The 23,405-nt window shown below is 38.8% G+C and carries 24 protein-coding genes and 1 riboswitch; of the genes, 13 read left to right on the top strand and 11 right to left on the bottom strand.

What is annotated here, in order from left to right; genetic code table 11:
• Positions 1 to 266 precede the first annotated feature (266 nt).
• Positions 267 to 443: a hypothetical protein gene (locus ACE198_RS25555; protein ID WP_375377505.1), complete on the top strand. Its 177-nt coding sequence runs from the start codon at positions 267 to 269 to the stop codon at positions 441 to 443.
• Positions 444 to 489: 46 nt separating this feature from the next.
• On the opposite strand, the gene ACE198_RS25560 is transcribed toward ACE198_RS25555, so the two are convergent.
• From ACE198_RS25560 to ACE198_RS25575, 4 genes are all read right to left on the bottom strand, one after another.
• Positions 490 to 1,056, bottom strand: coding sequence for a DUF4256 domain-containing protein (locus tag ACE198_RS25560; protein WP_375377506.1), 567 nt, complete (start codon positions 1,054 to 1,056; stop codon positions 490 to 492).
• Positions 1,057 to 1,487: 431 nt separating this feature from the next.
• Complete coding sequence (locus tag ACE198_RS25565; protein WP_251461763.1) at positions 1,488 to 1,703, bottom strand: DUF3006 domain-containing protein; 216 nt, start codon at positions 1,701 to 1,703, stop codon at positions 1,488 to 1,490.
• 1 nt (position 1,704) lies between these two features.
• Positions 1,705 to 2,547 (bottom strand): ComEC/Rec2 family competence protein, encoded by an 843-nt coding sequence (locus ACE198_RS25570; RefSeq protein ID WP_375377507.1) that lies wholly within the window; start codon positions 2,545 to 2,547, stop codon positions 1,705 to 1,707.
• Between the two features lie 260 nt (positions 2,548 to 2,807).
• Positions 2,808 to 3,725 (bottom strand): VOC family protein, encoded by a 918-nt coding sequence (locus ACE198_RS25575; protein WP_375377517.1) that lies wholly within the window; start codon positions 3,723 to 3,725, stop codon positions 2,808 to 2,810.
• Positions 3,726 to 4,145: 420 nt separating this feature from the next.
• On the opposite strand from ACE198_RS25575, the gene ACE198_RS25580 reads away from it, so the two are divergent.
• The 6 genes from ACE198_RS25580 to ACE198_RS25605 all read left to right on the top strand — a co-directional run bounded on the left by ACE198_RS25580 (position 4,146) and on the right by ACE198_RS25605 (position 6,927).
• Positions 4,146 to 4,715, top strand: coding sequence for a DUF421 domain-containing protein (locus tag ACE198_RS25580; protein ID WP_375377518.1), 570 nt, complete (start codon positions 4,146 to 4,148; stop codon positions 4,713 to 4,715).
• Positions 4,716 to 4,860: 145 nt separating this feature from the next.
• Entirely contained in the window at positions 4,861 to 5,103 is a 243-nt protein-coding gene (locus ACE198_RS25585) for a hypothetical protein (RefSeq protein ID WP_180230284.1), read from the top strand.
• Between the two features lie 261 nt (positions 5,104 to 5,364).
• A complete protein-coding gene (locus tag ACE198_RS25590) occupies positions 5,365 to 5,730 on the top strand; it encodes a DUF2089 domain-containing protein (RefSeq protein WP_375377508.1) in 366 nt (121 codons plus the stop codon).
• A 13-nt stretch (positions 5,731 to 5,743) separates the two neighbouring features.
• Complete coding sequence (locus tag ACE198_RS25595) at positions 5,744 to 6,133, top strand: SHOCT-like domain-containing protein (protein WP_375377509.1); 390 nt, start codon at positions 5,744 to 5,746, stop codon at positions 6,131 to 6,133.
• 7 nt (positions 6,134 to 6,140) lie between these two features.
• Positions 6,141 to 6,422, top strand: a complete 282-nt coding sequence (locus ACE198_RS25600) for a hypothetical protein (RefSeq protein WP_098576862.1) — start codon at positions 6,141 to 6,143, stop codon at positions 6,420 to 6,422.
• Between the two features lie 247 nt (positions 6,423 to 6,669).
• Positions 6,670 to 6,927, top strand: coding sequence for an aspartyl-phosphate phosphatase Spo0E family protein (locus ACE198_RS25605; protein ID WP_098576864.1), 258 nt, complete (start codon positions 6,670 to 6,672; stop codon positions 6,925 to 6,927).
• A 256-nt stretch (positions 6,928 to 7,183) separates the two neighbouring features.
• Here the strand turns inward: ACE198_RS25605 and ACE198_RS25610 are convergent, their stop codons facing one another.
• Both ACE198_RS25610 and ACE198_RS25615 read right to left on the bottom strand, forming a co-directional pair.
• Positions 7,184 to 7,357, bottom strand: coding sequence for a hypothetical protein (locus ACE198_RS25610; protein ID WP_180230285.1), 174 nt, complete (start codon positions 7,355 to 7,357; stop codon positions 7,184 to 7,186).
• A 264-nt stretch (positions 7,358 to 7,621) separates the two neighbouring features.
• Positions 7,622 to 8,584 carry a bile acid:sodium symporter family protein gene (locus tag ACE198_RS25615; RefSeq protein ID WP_251461742.1) on the bottom strand — a complete coding sequence of 321 codons (963 nt, stop codon included), beginning with the start codon at positions 8,582 to 8,584 and terminating at the stop codon, positions 7,622 to 7,624.
• Positions 8,585 to 8,807: 223 nt separating this feature from the next.
• Here ACE198_RS25615 and ACE198_RS25620 point away from each other — a divergent pair, with 223 nt between their 5' ends.
• Positions 8,808 to 9,911 (top strand): 5-methyltetrahydropteroyltriglutamate--homocysteine S-methyltransferase, encoded by a 1,104-nt coding sequence (locus tag ACE198_RS25620; protein ID WP_098576870.1) that lies wholly within the window; start codon positions 8,808 to 8,810, stop codon positions 9,909 to 9,911.
• 320 nt (positions 9,912 to 10,231) lie between these two features.
• Here ACE198_RS25620 and ACE198_RS25625 read toward each other — a convergent pair whose 3' ends face one another.
• The 3 genes from ACE198_RS25625 to ACE198_RS25635 form a co-directional block, all read right to left on the bottom strand.
• Positions 10,232 to 10,954 carry an amino acid ABC transporter ATP-binding protein gene (locus tag ACE198_RS25625; protein ID WP_375377510.1) on the bottom strand — a complete coding sequence of 241 codons (723 nt, stop codon included), beginning with the start codon at positions 10,952 to 10,954 and terminating at the stop codon, positions 10,232 to 10,234.
• On the bottom strand, positions 10,951 to 11,634 hold the full coding sequence (locus ACE198_RS25630) for an amino acid ABC transporter permease (protein WP_098576875.1): 684 nt from the start codon (positions 11,632 to 11,634) through the stop codon (positions 10,951 to 10,953). The genes ACE198_RS25625 and ACE198_RS25630 overlap by 4 nt, the downstream gene beginning before the upstream one ends.
• A 72-nt stretch (positions 11,635 to 11,706) precedes the next feature.
• Positions 11,707 to 12,504, bottom strand: a complete 798-nt coding sequence (locus ACE198_RS25635) for an ABC transporter substrate-binding protein (RefSeq protein WP_375377511.1) — start codon at positions 12,502 to 12,504, stop codon at positions 11,707 to 11,709.
• Positions 12,505 to 12,585: 81 nt separating this feature from the next.
• Positions 12,586 to 12,768, bottom strand: a riboswitch (Lysine riboswitch).
• A gap of 183 nt (positions 12,769 to 12,951) precedes the next feature.
• Between ACE198_RS25635 and ACE198_RS25640 the strand changes: the two genes are divergently transcribed.
• From ACE198_RS25640 to ACE198_RS25655, 4 genes are all read left to right on the top strand, one after another.
• The gene (locus ACE198_RS25640) at positions 12,952 to 14,604 is read left to right on the top strand and encodes a M20/M25/M40 family metallo-hydrolase (RefSeq protein ID WP_375377512.1); all 1,653 of its coding nucleotides are present in this window, start codon (positions 12,952 to 12,954) and stop codon (positions 14,602 to 14,604) included.
• A 613-nt stretch (positions 14,605 to 15,217) separates the two neighbouring features.
• Positions 15,218 to 16,783, top strand: a complete 1,566-nt coding sequence (locus ACE198_RS25645) for a vanadium-dependent haloperoxidase (protein WP_375377513.1) — start codon at positions 15,218 to 15,220, stop codon at positions 16,781 to 16,783.
• 689 nt (positions 16,784 to 17,472) lie between these two features.
• A complete protein-coding gene (locus tag ACE198_RS25650) occupies positions 17,473 to 18,825 on the top strand; it encodes an aspartate aminotransferase family protein (protein ID WP_375377514.1) in 1,353 nt (450 codons plus the stop codon).
• A 30-nt stretch (positions 18,826 to 18,855) separates the two neighbouring features.
• The gene (locus ACE198_RS25655) at positions 18,856 to 20,370 is read left to right on the top strand and encodes a CoA-acylating methylmalonate-semialdehyde dehydrogenase (RefSeq protein WP_375377515.1); all 1,515 of its coding nucleotides are present in this window, start codon (positions 18,856 to 18,858) and stop codon (positions 20,368 to 20,370) included.
• Positions 20,371 to 20,732: 362 nt separating this feature from the next.
• On the opposite strand, the gene ACE198_RS25660 is transcribed toward ACE198_RS25655, so the two are convergent.
• Entirely contained in the window at positions 20,733 to 22,172 is a 1,440-nt protein-coding gene (locus ACE198_RS25660) for a flavin monoamine oxidase family protein (protein WP_375377519.1), read from the bottom strand.
• 235 nt (positions 22,173 to 22,407) lie between these two features.
• On the opposite strand from ACE198_RS25660, the gene ACE198_RS25665 reads away from it, so the two are divergent.
• Entirely contained in the window at positions 22,408 to 22,620 is a 213-nt protein-coding gene (locus ACE198_RS25665; protein ID WP_375377516.1) for a hypothetical protein, read from the top strand.
• Between the two features lie 296 nt (positions 22,621 to 22,916).
• Here the strand turns inward: ACE198_RS25665 and ACE198_RS25670 are convergent, their stop codons facing one another.
• The gene (locus ACE198_RS25670) at positions 22,917 to 23,198 is read right to left on the bottom strand and encodes a hypothetical protein (RefSeq protein WP_251461707.1); all 282 of its coding nucleotides are present in this window, start codon (positions 23,196 to 23,198) and stop codon (positions 22,917 to 22,919) included.
• Positions 23,199 to 23,405: the final 207 nt, after the last annotated feature.

Below are 23,405 nucleotides of genomic sequence, written 5' to 3' on the forward strand. Positions count from 1 at the left end.
TAGGTTTCATAATAGAACTGAATAGTCAGAAAGTCAATAATTTTTCAACAAGACACAGTTGGGTCATCGAGCATTAAACATGGTAATAAGGGAATAAAATCAAAACTGAACCAAAATATAGGTCATAAGTGCCCAAAAGTTTATGTTAAATCTAAATAGTATGTCCTATAACAACGCCTCCAGAACCTAGTATAAAAAACAGAAATAGTGTCAAATCTATTAGAAAAACAAAAAAAGTTTGCTAGAGGAGTTGGAGGATCGGGGACATGAACAACCTAACAAATATTTATAATGAACTTACCTTGATTAAGTCGTTGGAATTAGAGAAATGCAACCTTGAACTGAATAACAATCATAACGAAACGATCAGAAAAGCATTGATGGTATATCGAACCGAACTGCTGGAATGTCTAGAAATGTACAATCATTATTTAGATAAATAAACATCCCCAGGCTAATCAAGCCTGGGGATGTTTTTATTTGCAAAGTTTAAACTCTTAGCGCGGCGCGGAAACCCCTTGCAGCATAGTAGGAATCTGCTCCATTGTGGTAGACAAAGACAGTGTCGTAGCGGCGATCACAAAAGATGACCCCGCCAAGTTTTCTTATATTAGCAGGTGTTTGCACCCAGCTTGACGATTTCAAATCGAAATTTCCAAGGGTCTGCAGCTCCCGGTATTGCTCCTCCGTTAAAAGTTCAACACCCATGGCGGCGGCCAAATCAATCGCGGAATTTGCTGGTTTATGTTGTTTCCTTGACTCCAGGGCTGCACGGTCGTAACAAAGACTTCTGCGGCCTTTAGGGCTTTCCACTGAACAATCATAAAAAATGAATTCGCCCGTCTTTTGATCATGGCCAACCACATCCGGTTCACCGCCAGTTTCTTCCATTTCATGGAGCGACCACAGTTTTTCAGGATTCACTTCGAGCCTTGCTTGTACTTCAGCCCATTCTAGGCCTTCATGTCTGTTCATGTTTTTCTCAAAGCGGGCTTTCAACGTTTTTAGTAGTGCCTCAGTTTGTTCTAGTGACAACTCCATATTCGTCTTTATCATATTCGTTTCCCCCTTGTTTTTTTACTCATAAATGTTTAAGGACTATCGTCCCATATTAACATCTTAGATAAAAAAATACACTGACTACCTATTCGATAGTTCCGTAGTAAATTCCTTTGTTCATTATTGATTTCCGTTTAGGTATGAGAGATTCAATAGGCGGAAAATTTCCGGCTATTGTGTATAAAGGAATCATATAAAGCCGATATAAGCGGAGATATTCCGCTTAACTGCTCGAAATAGGACAAAATCCAAAGATTTTGATCAAATAGACGGAAAAATTCCCCTTATTTTTAAGAAAATATAGGTATTTTTCAATTTAAACGGAATTATTCCGCTTATTTTTCAAACTCAGTGAAATCACCAGTCAGCAATAACAGTGCCACGTAAAAACAAGAAGCCCTTCTCTTAATAGAAAAGGACTTCACCATTTAATCTTCCCACACATCATCCATAAGTTCTTCAATCTCTTGCCTTAGTTTATCAGTTTCGTCCTTTAAAACCTTCACTTTATCTCCGTTAATTTCAACAACATCCCCTACCGTCGCACTCTTAGGGAAAATGGATTTAGGAAAGTCTTTAGTCTTCCCATCGATTTCTACCACTGCAAATTTTCCTTCAAAACGATCGATGATACCCTTCACCATGTTATTTCACCGTCTTTACACTAAGATTCGAACCATTCGTCGTAAAGATGATATGTCCACTTTTATCGGTACGATATGTTTTTACTTTCATTGAATTCAAACGATTAACTACTGTGCTGGTAGGGTGTCCGTAACTGTTTTTCCCCACACTTAGTACTGCATAAGATGGTTTGACAGCTTTTAGGAAGGCAGCACTAGTCGATGTTTTGGCACCGTGGTGACCTACTTTTAATACATCGGCTTTTAAAGTTTGTTTAGATTTAATCATATCCGTTTCAGACTTAACTTCAGCATCACCTGTAAACAGGAACGATTTTTTTCCATATACCAGTCGTAAAACCGCACTCCAGTCATTCAAATCACTTTTGCTATACGTCTTTACTGGAGCCACAAAGGTAGCGGATACCCCTTTTAAGGGGAGTTTCACACCTTTTTGAGCCGTCTTAATTTTGACACCTTCACGCTTCACAGCTGTTAAAAAGTCTTTGTAAGCTTGGGAAGTGTGACTCACCTTTGGAGCGTATACGGATTTCACTTTAAATGCTTTTAGAACTTCATCCAATCCACCAATATGATCTGCGTCTGGGTGGGTGGAAATCATTACCTCAATGTCTTTTACTTTTTGCTTTTTTAAGTATGATACGACATCACTGCCATCTTTGTTACCAGCGTCGATGATAATGTCATCACCTGCAGCCGTCTTTATATAAATAGAATCCCCCTGGCCTACATTGATAAAGTGAACCTTCATCTCTTTTGTAGCTGCTTCTGTAGATGAAACACCGGATAATAAACCAACTGATAATGTTAGTGCTGTAACGATCTTAATGATTTTTATTTTCAAAATCATACCTTCTTTCTAATAAAATCTAGGTGAAAACAAAGTACGTATGCTTAGAAAGTTGATTTCATTTCTAGTATGTTCTATTTGATAGACCAACACTCAACCTATTGTAAGCCGGAATAACAATTCAATCATTGGTATTTTATTGTCATTACTGGAATAAGTAACTATCCCAGTCTGCCATTCATGCACCAGGTCTTCACGAAAACAAAAAATCCGGCTATGCAGCCGGATCTTAAAAAACTTTTTATGTAAAATCTTCATTCTCCCTTGTATGCTTCCCGTAATATCGCAAGATCAAATTTCTTCATTTTAAGGAATGCTTCCGTTACGCGGGCAAGTTGCTCTGGAGTGCCCTTGCTCATCATCTCGTCCATCTCTGTCGGTACAATCTGCCAGGATAAACCAAACTGATCTTTCAGCCAGCCGCATTGCTCGGCTTCAGGTACGGCCGAGAGCTTTTCCCAGTAGTGATCAATTTCATCCTGTGTATCGCAATATACCATAAATGAGAATGCCTCGTTAAAATTGAATTTGTGTTCATGTGCGCTATCCATTGCGGAGAACCACTGATTTTCTAAGCTAAAATCAGCGAACATGATGGTTCCTTCTTTATCAGGTTCCATGCCTTTCGGATACCGGGCGATAAGTCCCTGCTTGGCGTTTTTAAATACGGATAAATAAAAGTTAATCGCCTCCTCCGCTTTGCCGCAATTATCACCGACAAACAATAGGGACGGCACTAATGGGGGACGCTCTTCACCTTCTGGATTGGAAAGTATTAGCTGCCAGGAAAAACCATACTTATCCTGAATCCAGCCAAACTTCTCACTGAACGGGTACTTATCAAGTGGCATGAGCGCTGTGCCGCCATCGGACAATTTGTCCCAAACCGCTTGTAATTTTTCACCCGCATCTTTTTCTCGGGACGGATCAAAATTGACGATGATCGATACCGATGGATTGAGCTTGAAATGAGGCCCGGCACTGATTGCCATGAATTTCTGCCCCCATAGTTCAAACGAGACAATATCAGAGTCTCCTGATGGAGTATCACGGATGGTGGTTATATTCGTTATTTTCGAGTCCGGGAAGATAGTAGTGTAAAACTCGGCTGCTTCTTTCGCCTCCTTGTCATACCATAAATGTGGAACAATTTTTTGATTGGTTTTCGACATAGTCCTTCCTCCTTCATTTTTCAATTGCACCTTGCCATAAGACAGAACAGCAATTTCGTTTTCCGACAGACCTTCGGCTAAAAGGATAATCAAAAACAATGATCTCCTATTCATTCTAGTAACTTTTAATAATTCCTTCTTAACAATTCTACCTACCTTTTTTCTTTTATAGACATACATTTCAAACCTATAATAATTTTTGCCCCGCCTTTTCCCATTTTCGCAGGAAATAACCCATCTTTCTACAAAAACAGATGGGCTTCGGCCCTGTTTTTCGGCATCACCTATGTTGCTGAAGCTAGGGATTTTCTACTTCTTTTTGATAATTTTATTGAGTTTTTAGCATCCTAATCTTAGGACATTTAAAACTATAAAAAGGGTGATTAGGTGGATTTCTCGTTCATTTGGCAGTCGTTTGTTATGATTTTAGCAGGGATTTTACTGCTAAGAGTTTCCGGTCGAAAATCAATCGCACAGATGACACTTTCGCAAACAATCCTTATGTTATCTATTGGGACAATCATTGTTCAGCCAATTGTTGAAAAAAGCATGCTAAAGGCGATTGGGGCAGCAGCGGTCTTTGTGGCAACAGTCTTGGTTGTGGATTATTTACAACTAAAATTCAATGCCATTGAAAAATTTATCACGGGTAAAGCCAAGGTTGTGATTGAGAATGGGGAAATCAATCAGCAAAATTTAAAAAAGCTGCGCCTAAGCGTCGACCAGCTTGAAATGAGAATGCGAAATCTAGGGATATCTAAAATTGGGGATGTGAAATATGCAACGATTGAACCGAATGGATTACTTGGATATGAATTGAATGATGATGCTAAGCCACTAACTACGGGAGAATTTAAACAGTTAATGAACTCCTTTTTAGCTAAATCCCCTAATCAAACTGAGATTATTTCTCCTCGTAATCAAGATGCCGCAAGCATTTTTGAGGAACTCGATGGCAAGCAAAAAAATAATCCTTCATATCTCCAATGAATCCAGAAAATCAATGCTTCGTAAATATATTCAAAAGAGTTTGATTATTGTCAAATCATGAAGGCCCCTGAGGCTGAATCTTAACGTATACTTAACTAGAGAAATAGATACTACCGATGAAACTAACGGCGGAGAGGATGATGGGATGCGAGTGGTAACAAAGTTGAAAATGGATGAACTGGAGATTATAAAAATCTACACTGGCAAAAGCTTGACCATAACAGTAGAAATATTCACCGTTCCGGACGGCTATAAAAGCTTGGCAACTAACTCCTACCACTGCCATGACTCTTTAACAGGGATCGGATTGCATAAAGATAAAAAAGAGAGTGCCAAACTAGCCATCAAAGATCTACGTGAATTGATGACAGAGTTTACAGAAGAATAAACGGGTACCCGTAAAACCATGCTGAAGGACCGGCATGGTTTTAGTTTTTATTACTCATACACACGCACTTGATTATGACAGCTTACTCCATCTTGGACAGCCTCGAAGTATTTTCCACATTGGTTATTAAAAACAGAAAATCAATAATCTTAATCACACAATTAATTATATTAATTTTTTACACTAAATAAATAAATTTCTATATTTACTATTTAATTTTATTGATTTATAATCAAAGCAACTAAAGGAAAGGAATTCATTATGGCATATAAAGTAATCACAAATTGTCCTGTCTGCAGCAAAACATTGAAGATTACGAAGCTGCAGTGCTCTCATTGTCACACGACGATTGAAAATGAGTTTGAATTCTCCAAACTGGCGTCATTAACAAAGGATCAGCTTCATTTTGTGGAAGTATTTTTAACATGCAGAGGGAGTATCAAGGAAGTTGAAAAGGAAATGGGGATTTCCTATCCAACCGTTCGAGGCAAACTAAACGACATCATTTCTGCCCTTGGATATGTGCAAAAGAAGAAAAATGAGGTAGCCGAGAAAAAGGTTGTCGCCATGTTGGAAAATGGCGAAATCACTCCTGAAGAGGCCATAAAGCTTTTAAAAGAAGAATAGGGAGGAATTGACCATGAAAGAGGAAATTGCTAGAGTATTAGCGATGGTGCAAGAGGGAAAAATTGATGCGGATAAGGGATCAGAACTGATCCAAGTCTTAAAAGAGAAAGAAGAAGCAGGAAGTAAGCTAGCGGGGAAACCAACGAAATATGTAGATAAAACATTAAAAGTTCGTGTGGTATCGGCAGAAAATGATAACGTCACGATCAATTTGCCCGTAAAACTTATCAAGGCAGTATTAAAGGCGGGACACAGCATCGCATCGAGTATTCCTCAGTCAGAAAAGTATGTAAAGGATCTCGATATCCACCTTATTATTGAAGCCATCGAAAACGAATTAGATGGCCAAATTGTGGATGTTAAATCAGCAAACGGAGATACCGTTTCTGTCATCATCGAGTAGGTGGCCTATGCTGCATCTTAAAGTGAAAGCAAAGGACATTCGGCTCTCGCTCCCCATTCCATATGCCATGTTAAACATCGGCATTTCTATTTTGTCTTCAAAATTTATTCATCAGCAGGCAAACAAATGGACAAAAGACTACTTCGAAAGAAAAAAACTGGATCTTACCATTCCACCGTTAGACAAAAAACTGCTAAAGCTCATCGTCGAGGAACTGAAAAATCATAAAGGAATCGTACTCGTAGATGTCAAAGCGAAGGACGGTACGGAGGTTTTGGTTAGATTATAATGGTTTTAGAATACACCGGTCATTGACCGGCTTTTTTATTTCACTCATCTTTAGAAATTACCAAATAAGTGAGTGAAACAGACCCTTTTGTCGAAAAAAACTGCAGGCCTCGTCTAATTTTGTCTCCTTTTCACTTGTTTTATCGAATCTATTACATATCAGTTAATACATGCTATAATTCATTTTAATTCTATTAAAAATGGAGTTTACTGAAATTTTACTAAAAGTTTACGAGGTGTATTCGGCAATGAGACTTGACCTATGTGAAGCTGCTATTAAAGAGAAAAAAGACGAAATGATTAAATTAGGAATGACAAAAGGACTTCAAAACGAAGAAACCATCTATTGCAGCCAAGAACTGGACAAACTTCTTAACGAGTATAATAGGTTATTAGCAGACAATAACCATTCTAAACCTATTAACCATCATGATGACTTTTACTCCTTATTTAGAGATCATATATTAAGGATTTTATCGCTGCCTTACAGATATTTTTTAATATAATGGCACTAGGGGTATCCCTCCACTTAAGTCCTTTAATATACAATTTGTTTAGATTCGTTAATAATAGAGAGAGCATGCACACATGGCATTCTCTCTTTTTTGTCTATTTTTAATAAGGATATAAGGAATAACAATCTCTTTTTAGTATTGCTCTAAAGAAGCTTTTAAACATAGCAAAAAGGCTTCACTGTGAGTGAAACCTTTTTTTGTTAACAGAGCTCATCATAATCTAATGTCTTGATGTAAATTAGATATCCTAACCTACTTTACTTTCTTCTATGGCATGTTGCCAACTTGGGTAGTAATGCAAAGCACTCCGCATTAAATCAGGATAAAGTTGTTTTACCTCTTTTTTACGTAGAGAATTACCTTGGTTCTGTAACTTCTGGATCTGAGTAATGACTTCCTTTGATGTTAATGGAACATCCATTTTTCATTCCTCCCTTTCCGAGTTATCTTTACTATATTTCCCTTTGGCTAACAATATAAACCCGAAAGCATAGTTGTATTTCCTTTTTGACTGCAAGGAATCCTTAATAGTAGAAATGGTATTACCACTTCCCTATCTATCTTATCCATTTGGTGTGTACTTTAAATGAAGAAACTATGAAAAAATTATGAAATGTTACCACTATCAAACAAAATCCCAGAACAAAAAACCTCTCAGCCCGATTCGGCTGAGAGGTGATTCAAATTAACCCACACGTTTCATACTTCCCCCGTTTTGCCCCTTTTCCTTCATTCGGCTAAAGATATTCGCTAGAACCGATCCAGATAAATTATGCCAAACGCTGAAAATCGCACTTGGTACGGCCGCTAATGGCGAGAAATGAGCGGTGGCGATAGCGACACCCAAACCGGAGTTCTGCATGCCGACTTCCATTGCAACAGCCTTTTGTTTCGCCAGATCCATCCCGCATACTCGGGCAAAGAAGAATCCAATCAAGAATCCTAATAGATTATGAAGAATGACCACTCCAAAGATTAACAAACCTGTTTCCGCAATCTTCGCCGCGCTGCCCGCAACAACGGCAGAGACAATTAACACAATCGCGATAACGGAAACAAGCGGCAATGCTTTTGCACCGGCTTGTGCCTGTTTTCCAAAGAACTTTTTAATAATAAAGCCAAGCGCCAACGGAATAATGACAACTTGTACAATCGATAGGAATAAAGAGGCCACACTGACATCCACCCACTTACTTGCAAATAAAAGAATCAGCAATGGTGTGACAATAGGTGCAAGAATCGTAGATACAGAGGCAATCGCAACCGCCAGCGCCACATTTCCTCTTGCTAAAAACACCATAACATTCGAAGCCGTTCCGCTCGGGCAGCAACCTACTAAAATAACCCCGACCGCCACTTCCTTCGGTAAATCAAGTCCGACCGCCAATAGAAACGCTAACAGCGGCATAATGATAAAGTGGCCGATGACCCCCAGTGCTACTTCCTTTGGTCTTCTAAACACCTCTTTAAAATCTGATAACTCTAGTGTCAGCCCCATGCCAAACATAACGATTCCTAATAAAGGAACAATATATCCTCCCAACCACGCAAAGTGAGTGGGAAAATTAAACGCAACAACAGCAAAGATTAATACCCATAATGTAAAGGTCTTTCCAGCAAACCCGCTGATTTTCTCGATGACGCCCATAATATAGTACCCCCTGAATTATTTCGTTTCTCCAAATAATTAATATTTTTATATATTAGTATAAATATTTAAAAAAATCAATATTTTCTATACAATAATTATTTTCAGAAAAAACGTAAAGGCTTACATATTTAAAAAGGATTTACAGCAGATATTTCATCTGTGCATTATTTGAAAATTATCTATATAATAAAAATTATATTTATTAAGGAGCAGACAAATAATGACAAAAACACTTACTAGAGCACCATTCAAAGCCGATCACGTCGGAAGCTTCCTTCGTCCCGAACGACTAAAACAAGCACGTCTTCAAAAAGAAAACGGAGAAATCACAGCGGAACAGCTTCGTGCCATCGAAGATGTAGAAATTATTAAATTAGTAGAAAAACAAAAAGAAGCAGGTCTTTCCGCTGTAACTGATGGGGAATTCCGCCGTGCATGGTGGCATTTCGACTTCCTAGCGGGCCTTGAGGGCGTTGAGCTTTATGAAGCTGAGGCAGGAATTCAATTTCACGGTGTCCAAACAAAAGCTCACGGACTAAAGGTGAATGGCAAACTAGACTTCGGTCCGCATCCATTTATCGAAGACTATAAATTCTTGCACAGCATCAAGGGTGACCATGTCGCAAAATTCACGATTCCAAGTCCAAATATGCTCTTTTTTAGAGGAGTTATTGAGGAAGCAGTTTATCCAAACAAAGATGAGTTCTTTGATGATTTAATTAAAGCCTACCAAAAAGCAATTCAGGCATTTTACGAGGCAGGCTGCCGTTATTTGCAGCTTGATGACACTTCCTGGGCAGTGTTCTTTTCCGAGAAAGGCCATCAACAAATTGCCGATAAGGGCTATACACCAGAAGAATTAATTAAAATTTTCACCCGTGCCATCAATGAATCGATTGCTAACAAACCAGAAGATATGGTCATCACGATGCATATCTGCCGCGGGAACTTTAAATCGACCTACACAGCAAGCGGCGGTTATGATAACGCTTCTGAATATATCTTTGGCGAACTGAAGCTTGATGGCTTGTTCTTAGAATTTGATGATGAGCGCTCTGGCGGGTTTGCACCGCTTCAACACGTTAATCGGAAAGATTTACAAATTGTTCTTGGTCTAATTACATCGAAGTTCGGTGACCTAGAAGACCCGGAACGTATCAAAGCCCGTATTGCAGAAGCTGCAAAGTATGTAGACTTAGACCAGCTATGCCTAAGTCCGCAATGCGGATTCTCTTCTACCGAAGAGGGAAATCTATTAACAGAGGAACAGCAATGGGATAAAGTTAGACATGTGATTTCGATTGCGAATGATGTGTGGAAATAAGAGAAATTCGAAAGCGCGGGGGCGTTCCTTTGCTTCCGTTGTCCGTGGTATCAACTATCCTAATATCTATATTTACACAAAAGGCAAGGGCTGCCACCCTATGTATCTAAATGTTGTACAAAAGTAGGGTTAAAATATATGGCATATCAGGAAAAGGGAATCCGAAACTCCCTTTATTTTTAAGGAAATATGGGTATTTCCCAATTTAAACGGAAGTTCCCCGTTTATTTTTCAAACACAGAGAAATCATCATTAAGCTATAACAGAGCCATAAGATAAAAAACTTGCCTTGAATACTCCAAGGCAAGTTTGATGGCATTCTATAATATTTGGTTCAAAAACCTTTTTGTACGTTCATGTTTTGGATGGACAAAGATATCATTTGGATGTCCTTCTTCAATAATATTTCCGTCTGCCAGCATAATGACTCGGTCGGCCACTTCTTTCGCAAAGCCCATTTCATGTGTCACAATCACCATCGTCATCCCGTCACGTGCGAGATCCTTCATTACCTGCAGCACTTCACCAACAAGTTCAGGATCCAACGCTGAAGTCGGTTCATCAAAAAGCATCACTTTTGGTTCCATCGCTAATGCTCTCGCGATTGCTACCCGCTGCTTTTGCCCGCCGGATAATTGTTCTGGATAGTAATTGGCTTTATCCTCTAAGCCTACCTTTCTAAGAAGGGCCATGGCTTTGGAACTCGCTGCTTCCTTTGTTTCCTTTCTGACAAACATCGGTGCTTCGATAATATTTTCGATGACTGTTTTATGAGGAAAAAGATTGAAATGCTGAAACACCATTCCTACCTTTTCTCTTACTTTATTTAAGTTTGTTTTTGCGAGGTCTATTTTTTCAGAATCAATGATAATGTCACCGCTCTCTGCCACTTCTAAAAAATTGAGGCAGCGAAGCAGCGTACTTTTACCAGAGCCGCTGGCACCGATCAGAACAACGACCTCTTTCTCTTCTACACTTAAGTTAATCTGTTTTAATACGTCAAGCTTACCAAAGGATTTTGAAAGATGGCTCATTTCAATCATGCGATTACTGCCTCCTTAGGTCTGCTGACATCCATTTTCTTTTCAATCCGATTAGCAACCCATGTGAAAATCAGAACGATAATCAAATAATAGACGCCGACAACAAAGTACGTTTCAAATGGCATATAGTTTTCACCTTGGACACTAAGAGCCGTGTTATATAGATCCGTCACGGCAATATAGGCAACAAGGGAAGAATCTTTTAAGCCAATAATAAACTGATTGGCTAAAGACGGAATTGCTCTTTTGAAAGCCTGCGGGAAAATAATTCTCCTCATCGCAAGAGAATAGGACATTCCGAGTGACCTTGCCGCCTCCATCTGTCCGCGGTCAATGGATTGCACCGCTCCTCTAAAAATTTCCGCAATATAGGCTCCTGTATGTACACCTAATGCCAGAGCCCCTGCCGTGAAGCTGTCCAGGTTCACGATATTGGCAAGTCCATAATAAAGGAACATAATCTGAACAATGAGAGGCGTTCCACGAATAATACCTATATAGATATCGGCAATGCGATTTAGTATTTTACTAGAGGAAATTTTAAAGCCCGCGAAAATTATACCAATCACCATGGCAAATAATAGCGAGATGGCCGTTATCGCGATGGTCATCCAAGAAGCTTTCAAAAAAGCAATTCCGTGTTCACTAAAAATACTGATAATATTTTCAATAAATATCATGATGCGTACCTCCTTCGTTGAATCGTGCAAGCACCCACATCAGGTGCTTACACTAAAATCTTTGATCCTCTCTTACTTTTCCATGATGTTTGTATTAAACCATTTCATACTGATTTTTTCATACGTCCCATCGTCAATCATCGATTGGATGGCTTCGTTGATTTTTTCAGCGAGCTCTTTGTTTCCTTCAGCTACCGCTACACTGACACGGTCTTCATTCAATAAATCGCCAATGGCCTTAATTTTTAAGCCTTTTTCATTTTTAGCACTCACACCGACAATCTTATCCGTGATGACCGCATCTAAACGGCCAAGCGCCAAATCTTGAAGGGCGTTAACGTCTGTTGGATAGCCTTTCACTTGATCAGATAATTCATCGGCCATGTCTTTCCACGTACTTGCTTGAATAACACCAATTTTTTTGCCTTTTAAATCCTCTTTCGATTGAATCGCAGAATTGCCCTCCGCTACAAAAATCTGTGCACCAGATAAATAATATGGATTGGTGAAATCAACTTGCTTATCTCGCTCAGGTGTAGCAGTCATACTTCCAATAATGGCATCATATTTGTTTGCCTTTAATCCTTGGATAATCGTTTCCCATGGATTGGTTACAGGGTTGGCTTCAAGCCCGATTCTCTTAGCAATTTCTGTTCCAATTTCAACATCAAATCCAGTCAATTTACCGTCTTTCTTAAAGTTTAACGGTGGATACTGCCCGGTCATCGAGAATGTTAACAGCCCTTTTTTCACTAACTCATGCTTAGAGCCACTTGCTTTTGCTGCCTTTTCTCCATCAGGCTTCTCCGTGCCGCAAGCAGATAAAATCAACATCATCGCCGCTGCTAATAAAAATGCAAACTTTTTCATAAAAATCCCCTCCTAGGTAATAAAAAAAACACCGTCCATGTGAGTATGACGGTGTTCTACACACCCTCATCGGTTAGCATTGGTGAAGATAGTTCTCCACAATTCCAAGGAACTGTGACAGTTCTGCCCCTATTCGAGTGCAGACCCAGCTTTCTGAACGCAGTGATTTCAGAAGCTTCGGCGATGGATCCTTTTTCCTATTTTCATAGATTTCACTGAATCTCCAATAGGATACTAATATCAATCGCGACCTCTACCCCATCTAATGCTTAAAGATGAGGATTTATATTTAGTTTAATGAAACAAGTTTTAGTATATATAAATATTCTTACTTTTGCAATAATATTTTTGATGTTATTTTTTATCAAAATTAAAGACTTGACGGGCTTTCTCTTCTGATATACATTTTTTCTAAATACCAATTTACTAGAAAAGAAGGTCAGGCGTATGTTGCAATGTCGTGAGGATGTGCTGACATTCACGAAACAGCTTGTAAACATTGAAAGTGTCGTTAATACCAATGGCGAAAAGGCCATTGCACAGTCTTTATATTCTATGATTTCTTCTATTCCCTATTTTTCACAAAACCCTAGCCACCTAGTGTTAGAACAAACACTCAACGACGATCAAGAGCGTTATAATGTTCTTGCTTTTGTGAAAGGAACGAAGGGAAATAGCAGCCGCACGGTGATTTTGATGGGTCATATTGATACGGTTGGGATTGAAGATTTTAACCATTTAAAAGACCAGGCTTGCTTCCCAGACCAACTGATGGAGTCACTAAAAACGGAACAGCTGCCGGCTGCCGCTAAAGAGCATTTAGACTCAGGCGACTGGTTATTTGGCCGCGGCGTCCTTGATATGAAAAGCGGGGTTGCCAGCCACTTATATCTCTTAAACTATTATTCCGAGCACCCTGAAGAACTAGACGGAAACATCGTTCTCTTATCAGAATGTGACGAAGAGGACAGTTCACACGGTGTTCTTTCCGCATTGAAAACATTGAAACGCTGGAAAAAGGAACATGGGTTTACCTATGTAGCCGCGATTAATGCGGATTTCGTTTCACCAAGATATGAAGGCGACGAAAATCGCTATATCTACAAAGGGACCGTCGGAAAGCTTCTGCCATCTTTCTTTATTACAGGAGCAGAAACGCATGTAGGCTCCGCCTTTGAGGGACTTGATCCGAACTTTATTGCCGCCGAGCTGACCAGGCAAATCAATTACAATCCAGAGCTTTGTAACGAAGCATTTGGTGAAACAACCGTGCCTCCTGTTTCGTTAAAACAAACGGATTTGAAGCCTTCTTATACCGTTCAAACGGCCTTAGCTGCCTATGTTTATTACAATTTCTTTATTCATTCCTGGTCGCCAAAGGACGTGCTTGAAAAATTAAGGGAACAAGCGATCATTGCTTTTACCAATGCCCTGACTTCCTTTGAAGAAAGGTATAAACAATACAGCACATTAAGCGGCGAACCCTATGTACAGCACCCTTGGAAACCTAGAGTGATGACGTACGAGGAAATGGAACAATTATTGGTTGAAGAGAACGGCGAAGCGTTCACGGCACATATGAGTCAATTTAAAGAACAGCTTTTAAAAAATACAGAACTAGATACGCGCATGTTTGCGGCAAAAGTGGTCGAGGAAGCATGGAAATGGATGAAGGATAAAAATCCGGCCATTATTCTGTTTTACTCATCCCTGTACTCTCCACGAATTGAATTGACAGGGAAAACAACGGACGAGCTTGCTTTAATTACGGCCTTGGATGAAGCAGTGGATGAGCTCCAGCCATACTATCAACATCCGATGGTGACACGTAACTTTTTCCCTTATATCTCAGATATGAGTTTTGTTGCGCTTAGTGATGACGAAGCCGGTATTAATGCCGAATCGAACAATAACCCTGGCTGGGGCACCAAGCTCTTTGTAGACTACCAAGACATTCGCGATATCAATGTACCAGTAATCAACATCGGCCCTTATGGTCTAGATGCTCACAAGAAACTTGAAAGACTAGAAATGACTTACTCCTTTGAAATCGTACCAAATCTAACAAACCTCGTGATTCAGAAACTATTAAATCATTGAGGCCAAAAGCCTGTAGACTCGTCTGGTCTACAGGCTTTTTTGTTTTGCGGCACCGGCGCGATCGGAAAATAAGCGGAGTTTTTCCGGTTAAATGCAGAATGGAGCTCGTTTTGGGGTAAATAAGGGAAGTTTTTCCGGTTATTCAAAGCGAAATCCACCATTTTCGCGCTTTTCGAGTAAATAGGAGGAATTTCTCCGGCTATTTTGGTTATTTTTAATGATAATTTCTAAATAAGCGGAATTTTTCCGCTTATTTATCTGATCGGGTGTTTAACATGATCCCCCAACCGATAAGAGCGAACCCTCTTGATCCCGGATGCGGGAATCAACATCTTTTTGTCGGCTAGTTGAGAAAGTGCTTTTTTTTACCGTTTAAAGACTTGCGGAGTAGTTAATATAAAAAGAATAGTTAGAGAAGAATTTGAGGATAAAACTATCTTACATTTAATAGGATTCTAAAATTTGTCAATTTATTTTTTTATATTTCGACCATACCATTCTGAGACCAAGAGTTTAATATATTTTCCCCCAATGCCATTTCCAAGAATAATAAAAATAATAAATTTCATAAACAAAAAAAGAAAAAATGAATACGATAAATAGAGGTGATCTATTGGACAAGCACAAATTTAAAAAGGTAATTAAAAAAATGTCCAGGTATATAAATTCGTGTCTTCTCGGTCCCTTATCTCCTGCCGAAAGACGCGATAAAGCATTTGAAATTCGTATGGAGGCCGCGAAATTCTATAAGAATCAGCCGCTGGTCAACCATCGAAATAATGGGGATGAAGATAGGTATCCAAATAAAATAGCCAGTTATTCGAAAGCATTGCCGCATAATGAGTTAGGAGAGGTTAATCTCAAAGCATATCATAATTATTTAGAAGCTTTGAAATCAGGAGACTCGAAAGATTTTGAGAAGATTCCAATGGGTGGTGCTGCGAAGCTGGTAAATCCACAGTCTGCATATGCATATGACTTAGTCGGACCCGATAGTCATCAGCTGGTTCTTCACGCACCTCCAGACTTTAGCAGTGCTGATCTTGCTGGAGAAATGGTTGAGCTTTATTGGCAAGCACTTGCAAGAGACATTCCATTCAATGAATACGATAGCAACCAATTAACAAAGGATGCAGCCGCAGAACTTTCAGGTCTGCCTGTTTTTAATGGGCCAAAAATCAATGGACAAGTCACGACAGGTACATTGTTCCGCGGGAACTATCAAGGCAGCATAGAAGGGCCTTATATTTCACAATTTTTATGGAAAAATATCCCCTTTGTTTCTACTGAAATTATCCAACAATACAATACTATTTTGCCAGGGGATGACCATCTAACTTCCTATAGCGAATGGCTGGCCGTACAAAACGGCTCAAATCCTCATAACAAAAAGATGGATTCCGTACCCCGCTATATTCGCAATGGCCGGGATTTAGCCGAATGGGTACACAATGATAGTTCGATTGATAGCGGGTTAATGGCTTGTTACCTTTTGCTAAGCTATGGCAGTAAAGCATTAGATCAGGAAAATCCTTATTTTAACTCTGCCACACAAGTTGGATTTCCTACCTTTGGGGTCCCGCATATTTTGGACTTCATCACAAGAGCTTCACGTCCAGCCCTTGATGCAGTCTGGTTCCAAAAATGGCTCGTTCATCGCCGGCTCCGCCCCGAAGAATTCGGTGGTCGGATTCATAATAAGATGATGGGTGCTGATTACCCCATCAATCCGGTGGTTATGAGTTCGGAAGCACTTATCCAAACATTTAATAAATTCGGTACGTACTTGCTTCCTCAAGCTTATTCAGAAGGATGTCCAACTCACCCTTCTTATCCTTCCGGTCATGCCGCCTTTATTGGGGCGATGGTAACAATGATGAAAGCCTTCTTTGATGAATCGTATGAAATACCCGATCCGGTTGTAGCAAGTTCTGACGGTCTTCACCTTCTGCCTTACGATGGGAAGCTAACGCTAGGAGGGGAACTGAATAAACTTGCAGCAAATATTGCCATTGGGCGGACGATTGCTGGGGTTCACTACCGTAGCAGTGCGATCAATGGTATGTTACTTGGAGAAGCTGTAGCCATAGGAATCTTAAGAGATTACAAGCGAACCTATAATGAGAGTTTCAAAGGATTCTCTCTTACAAAATTTGATGGATCTAAAATAACGACCTAAGAATTTTGATGATTCTAAAGAATAGTTACACCAAATTTGGAAAACTATTATTTGTACTGAATGCTTCCAAACGATAATATTTAAACGATTAAGGCCACTCTGCAAATGGGAGTGGCCTTTTCTATTAGGGAGCGCAAAAATCCAATGCGTTTTCAGCATTCTTTCCAATCAACCGTTTGATACTCTATCCTATTCCTTTTTATTAGAAAAGGAACAAGCTTATCCAGCTCAGATTAATTACCAGTATTTTTCCAATAAATGTCGTAAATTTCGTAAAGTACGTCATAAGTAACCAAAATTATGTCATAAATCTCTTAAAATACGTCATAAGTGTCCGCCTTTATGTAATAAATCTAATCAAATGAGGAAAAAGGATCAGTCCCCGCTGCGTTAAAACAGCGGAGAACTGATCCTTTTTTCTATCACACTTTTTCACGGCATAATACACTAATAAGCATAACGTTCGCACCTTAAGCGTAGGTCTTCATAGGAAGTTAATTTATCCTCACGATGACTGTAGCCATTATTTATACTTGGCACAAAAATCCTCTTAGTATGTAAGAGGCGATGAAATGTTGTCAATATGTTAAACATCTTTTGAAAACGTTTTACATTATGTCTGATGATTATAGGGTCATTACCCTTCACAATAAAGATAGATGAAACAAATTGTAAAGGAGTGACTCAGGATGGGAAATGTTCAAACAGGTGAAAATTTAGTCACGAAAGATGAGAAATACCTATGGCATTCAATGAAGCCGTATAACCCTCAAGCTACTAGCATCATTCAAAAAGCGGAGGGTGCTTGGCTGACAGATATTGAGGGGAATCGTTATTTGGATGCCATGTCGGGACTATGGTGTGTAAATGTTGGGTATGGAAGAGAAGAAATTGCAAAAGCGGCATATGACCAGCTTCTCGAGAATAACTATACACCATTAACAAATGGGCATCCTACGGCGATTTTACTGGCTGAAAAAATCAGCGAGTTATTAGGTGGAGATTATGTAGTATTTTTCTCCAATAGCGGCTCTGAGGCAAATGAAACAGCCTTTAAAATCGTCAGGCAGTATTACCAGCAAAAAGGGCAAGGCAGCCGTTATAAAATTGTCTCTCGGTATCGCGCCTATCACGGGAACTCCATGGGAGCACTTGCCGCAACAGGGCAAGCTGAACGGAAATATAAATACGAACCATTAGCACCTGGTTTTATTCATGTGAAAGCCCCGGATCAATATCGCTCCAATGAGGATGGATTTACGAATCCAACCGATTTACCTTCTGTTAAAGCAGTAGACGAAATCATGACATGGGAACATTCAGAAACGATTGCGGCTATGATATTGGAGCCGATTATTACAGGCGGCGGGGTCATTATGCCTCCAGATGATTACTTAAAGGGTGTAAAAGAAGTGTGCGAGAAGCATGGTGCCTTATTAATTGTCGATGAAGTCATCTGCGGCTTTGGACGGACAGGAAAAGCCTTTGGCCACCAACATTATGGGGTACAGCCAGACATTATTACCATGGCAAAAGGACTGACCAGCGCGTATATGCCACTTTCAGCAACGGCAGTCAAGAGAGAAGTTTATGAAGAGTTTACGAAAAGCGGAAATTATGACTTCTTCCGTCATATCAATACATTTGGGGGCTCCCCGGCGGCATGTGCCGTGGCTTTAAAAAATTTAGAAATTATGGAACGAGAAAATCTATTTGAGCAATCTACCGAAATGGGTGCGATTTTAATAGAAGAATTAAAAACTAGAATAGCACAACATCCACATGTTGGTGATATTCGCGGAAAAGGATTGCTCGTTGGAATCGAGCTAGTTGAAGACCGTGAGACAAAAAACCCTTTAGCTGTAGAAAAGGTCAATCAAGTAATTGCAAAGTGTAAAGAGCAAGGACTCATTATTGGAAAAAATGGTGTAACCGTCGCAGGATACAACAACGTATTAACCTTATCCCCACCATTAAATATTACGTTAGAGGAAAAGGATTTTATTCTAGCAAAATTAGTTCAAGCAATTGAATCTTTATAAATCTTTTCAAATCGAAAGGAGAACGAATAGATGACAAACATAACTGACGTGAAAGAACTTACGCATTTTATTGATGGAAAAATGACCAAGGGTGAAAGCGGCCGTTTTTCAGAGGTGTTCAATCCGGCAACAGGCGAAGTCATTGCGAAAGTACCATTAGCTTCCTCTAATGAAGTGAAAGGTGCCATAAAAAAAGCAGAAGCTGCCTTCCCGGCATGGCGTGATCTCTCCGTGGCGAAACGCGCAGAAATCGTCCTGAATTTCCGAAACTTACTAAAGAAAAATCAAGATAAGGTAATCGAATTAATCTGCACCGAAAGTGGAAAAACAGACGAAGATGCACAGGGTGAAATTACTCGTGGATTAGAATCAGTAGATTTAGCGATGAATGCGCCTCATTTCATGAAAGGCGAATATTCCGTAAATGTAGGCGGACAAATTAATGCCTATTCAGCAAAATATCCACTTGGTGTAGTGGCCGCCATCTCTCCCTTCAATTTTCCAATCATGGTGCCATTAGCGCAAACAAGCATGGCCGTTGCCGTTGGAAATGCGGTTATTTTAAAAGCTTCTGAGCGTGTACCTATGACTGCTTTATATATTTGTGAATTATGGAAAGAAGCAGGCCTGCCAGATGGTATTTGGACAGTTATCAATGGTGATAAAGAGGCGGTAAATGAACTACTTGAAAATCCAGCTGTACAGGCGATTTCATTCGTCGGGTCGACACCAGTGGCCCACTATATTTATGAAACGAGCGCTAAATATGGAAAACGGGTTGTTGCCTTAGGCGGCGGGAAAAATAATATGGTCGTTATGCCTGATGCTGATTTAGAACAAGTAGCGAATGCTTTCATCAGTGCAGGGTATGGGGCTGCCTCACAACGGTGTATGGCCATTTCTACATTAATGCCGGTCGGGCAAGAAACGGCGGACCGCTTGGTAGAAATTTTAAAAGAAAAGGTTAGCCGCTTAAAAGTTGGTGCTTTTACAGACGGTGCAGATTACGGCCCCGTTATTTCCAAGCAAGCAAAAGCAAACATCTTAAAAGCAATTGACCTCAGTGAAGAAGAAGGGGCAACCCTCGTTTGTGATGGCCGTAATCAAGACATTACCAAAAATGACGGAGGATTCTTCCTGGCACCAACATTGCTTGATCATGTAAAACCAGGTATGAAAATTTATGATGAAGAAGTTTTCGGCCCTGTTCGTAATATTGTCCGTGTGGATTCTTTAGAAGAAGCCATCCAATTAATTAATCAGCAAGAATTAGCCAATGGTGTTACCATCTATACCAATAATGGGCTGGCAGCCAGAAAATTCACGACTGAAATTGATGTAGGAATGGTCGGGGTGAATGTACCAATTCCAATTCCAGTAGGCTTTCATAACTTTGCTGGTTTTAAGGGCTCAAGATTTGGCGACGGGCAAATGTTTGGCCCAGATCAAGCACGGTTCTATACAAAGACCAAAACAGTTTCAGAACGCTGGTTATCATCAAATGATAATAGTGATCTATCCTTTGCATTCCCTAGCAATAAATAACACAGCTAGTTAGAAAATCAGTGCCTGACACCCCCGAATCATCTTGATGAATTAAATAAACGTTAATTTTAGTGATTGCGCCGATTTCAAATTTGTAAAAGTTCCGATTTGAGGTGCATTAATAAAAAAATGCACAGAAATGACAGTCCTTTTGACATCGTAAATGGCATAAAAAAAGCAAAACTCGCCCCAAAATTGGCGAGTTTTCTTTGTTATAAAATTCCGGTTCTTTTTAAACTAACGCATGCGCTAATTGAATAAGAAAATCCTTTATATTCAGTAATCTGTTTAAATAAATACTCTAATTATCAATAAAAGATGACCTTTTTGTGGAAGTTCATCTTTTGATATTTAAATAAAACTTACCTATTATTAACTTCATACGCTGTTCTAACTCCTGCTTCAATCGCGCCTTGAATCCAACCTGGTGTAGTAGATGAATGTGATCCTGCGAAATGAATTCTCCCTTCTGGTGTACTAATATGTTGACCTAATTCTTTTGTTTGGTCGGGTTTAAACATGACAAATGCTCCTCCATAATAAGGAAATTCAGACCAATTATGTGAATATCCTATTAAAAACTCCGTAAACACTTGATTTCCAAATATATACGAAAGATTATTTAAAGCAATTTTAATACGTTCTTGTTGTGTCATATTATCCCAAATACTAGAATCGTCTTCCCATGTGTAGCTAGCTAACATAATCCCTGTACTGTCCGATGATTCTTGACCATGACTAGGAAAATATGCAAACTTGATTGGTAAATCGGTTGTTATTTTCCCTCCATATAACCCATATTTTTCCCAAAACCTAGTTTTAAATTGAAGTCCTATTTTAGTTGAATTTGCATAATGTATCTTTCTAATAACTTTCCTCTTATCATATGAAATAGACTCAAAGGGAAGTAAATCTACGAAATTCAATAAAGAAAAAGGAATTGTTGAAATAACAAAGTCGCTTGTAAGTTGATGCTCAGTATTTAGTATTTGATTTTCTGTATAGATTGTTACGTTTGATTCTTGTTGAATAATTTTTTTTACTCTTTGATTAGTAATAATATCGTCTTTTAGTTGTGGTAAAAATCCATTAATAAGATGATCAGTACCCCCTGAAATTTCATAAAGTTTTAGGTTCTTTGTAAGGAGTACTAAAACTTCTCTTAATATTGCAGTAAATGCAAGTTCAGAAAATCCTTCTAATCCGACCATCGTTTCAATCATATCGATTGCTTCAGCAGATAAGGATACACCCACAGGGTTATATTTCAAAAAGTTAGCCATTGATAAATGATCATACCTATTAATAACTATATCCCAATTTTTTTCGGGATCTTGGTTAATAAAATCAATAACTGGACCAACTGCTAATAATAGTAACTCTGTTGCAGTTTTTCCTTTTTCACTTGGGTAGACTTTATATCTTAATTGGTCTGGATTGGTTCTATAATTTTTTTCATTTGTTAATATATTATTGATGTAAATCAGATCATTAGGGGTGCTATTAATAAATTCGTTGAATTGTAAATTAAATTTTTTTATATATTCAAAAACTAAATGGTGAGATGAAGGTATACGCATTGCCCCAAGATCTATATATTGATTATTAATAAAAGGTTCCCTTTTTGTGTAAATTCTTCCGCCAATTCTGTTATTTGCTTCAATAATGGTAACCCGATGTCCAGCTTCTTTTAAGAGTGAAGCAGCAACTAAACCAGATATCCCTGCACCTATAATGGTTACATCCTTTGGTGAATTCGTTTTTTGTAACCCATTTTGAATTAGGTAAATCATTTGCTCCATTGAAAGCAGTAATTTTTGTATCAAAGATATCACCTCTACTTCCAAAAAAATACCTACCAATAAAATGTTATTCGGTAGAAAGTTGAAGTAGACTATTAACTAGGATTAAATTCAATCATACTACATGATGGACGTTTAACCGATCCCTTCTTTTATTAACCTGCCCCGTTTGTGAAACAACTTAAAGGAAAGTACCTCCTTTATGTCGAATCCTATAGGTAAAGGGGATGACCCAATGAATAAAGTTGAATTATTAAGAAAACTACACAATGCCAGTCGAAGTAATTTGTTTTCAACAGAGATTCCTAAAGCTACAAATGAAGATGTAAAAAAGATTGAAGAATTGGTTGGAGAATTAGTTAGTGAAGGAAAAATCAAGTTAAGAGAATGTGTACTACGAGAATACTCAGTTTATTTACACGGAATAATTAAGTATGCATCCGAATAATCGGGTGCTTTTTTTTGGGGTGAAACACAAGCGGTTTTCAAGGTATTTTATTTTTCAACCCCGCTGTCGCAACATCCTTACTTTACCCCTTGGTTCAATAAATCCCTAAGATTAATTAGGTCATTTTTGAGTCACCTTTACTACACCGATAGCTAAAATTTCCTATGATATCTTAAACTAACTCACCTTTATTTCTTCATATTCACTATCCTGCATCCCTAGTCAATAAGAAACAGCCGCCAAGTATGGCAGCTGACTATCAGTTCTTCTATATAAAAGCATCTTCGTACTTAGAATTAATGATTATTTTTCATTCCTATAATGAGAGTTTCAATCTGTTCTTGTGAAAGTTGCTCCCGTTCAATCTCCACATCTTTCCCTCCACCAATCCAAACTAGATCATCATGATTTGACAAAGGTTTTCTTCCTCTTGGTACAGATTCTGTGTATTTTTCCCACACATCATTAATCTTAGCAAGTGATACATCACCTCTTTTCATCGTCAAACCACCTATACTTTTCGGCATCAGCAAACCACTTATAAAGTGCTTTTTTGAGAAATAAAAATCTTCTTCCATTTATTCATCTCCTTAATACTTAATAGTATATGTAAATTACGTCAATTAATCATTTATGAATTTACATTGTTCTTGTTTATCTAGTCGAGTAGAAGAGAACCTCTCTACCCTTACGGTAGATTGTGTTCTCCCCCCTCACAGAACCGTGCTTGCACTATTAATGCACACGGCTCCTCCTAGTCATCATTTACAGAATATAGCTTATCT

The organism is Neobacillus sp. KR4-4 (assembly GCF_042136325.1).
GTDB lineage: Bacteria > Bacillota > Bacilli > Bacillales > Cytobacillaceae > Neobacillus.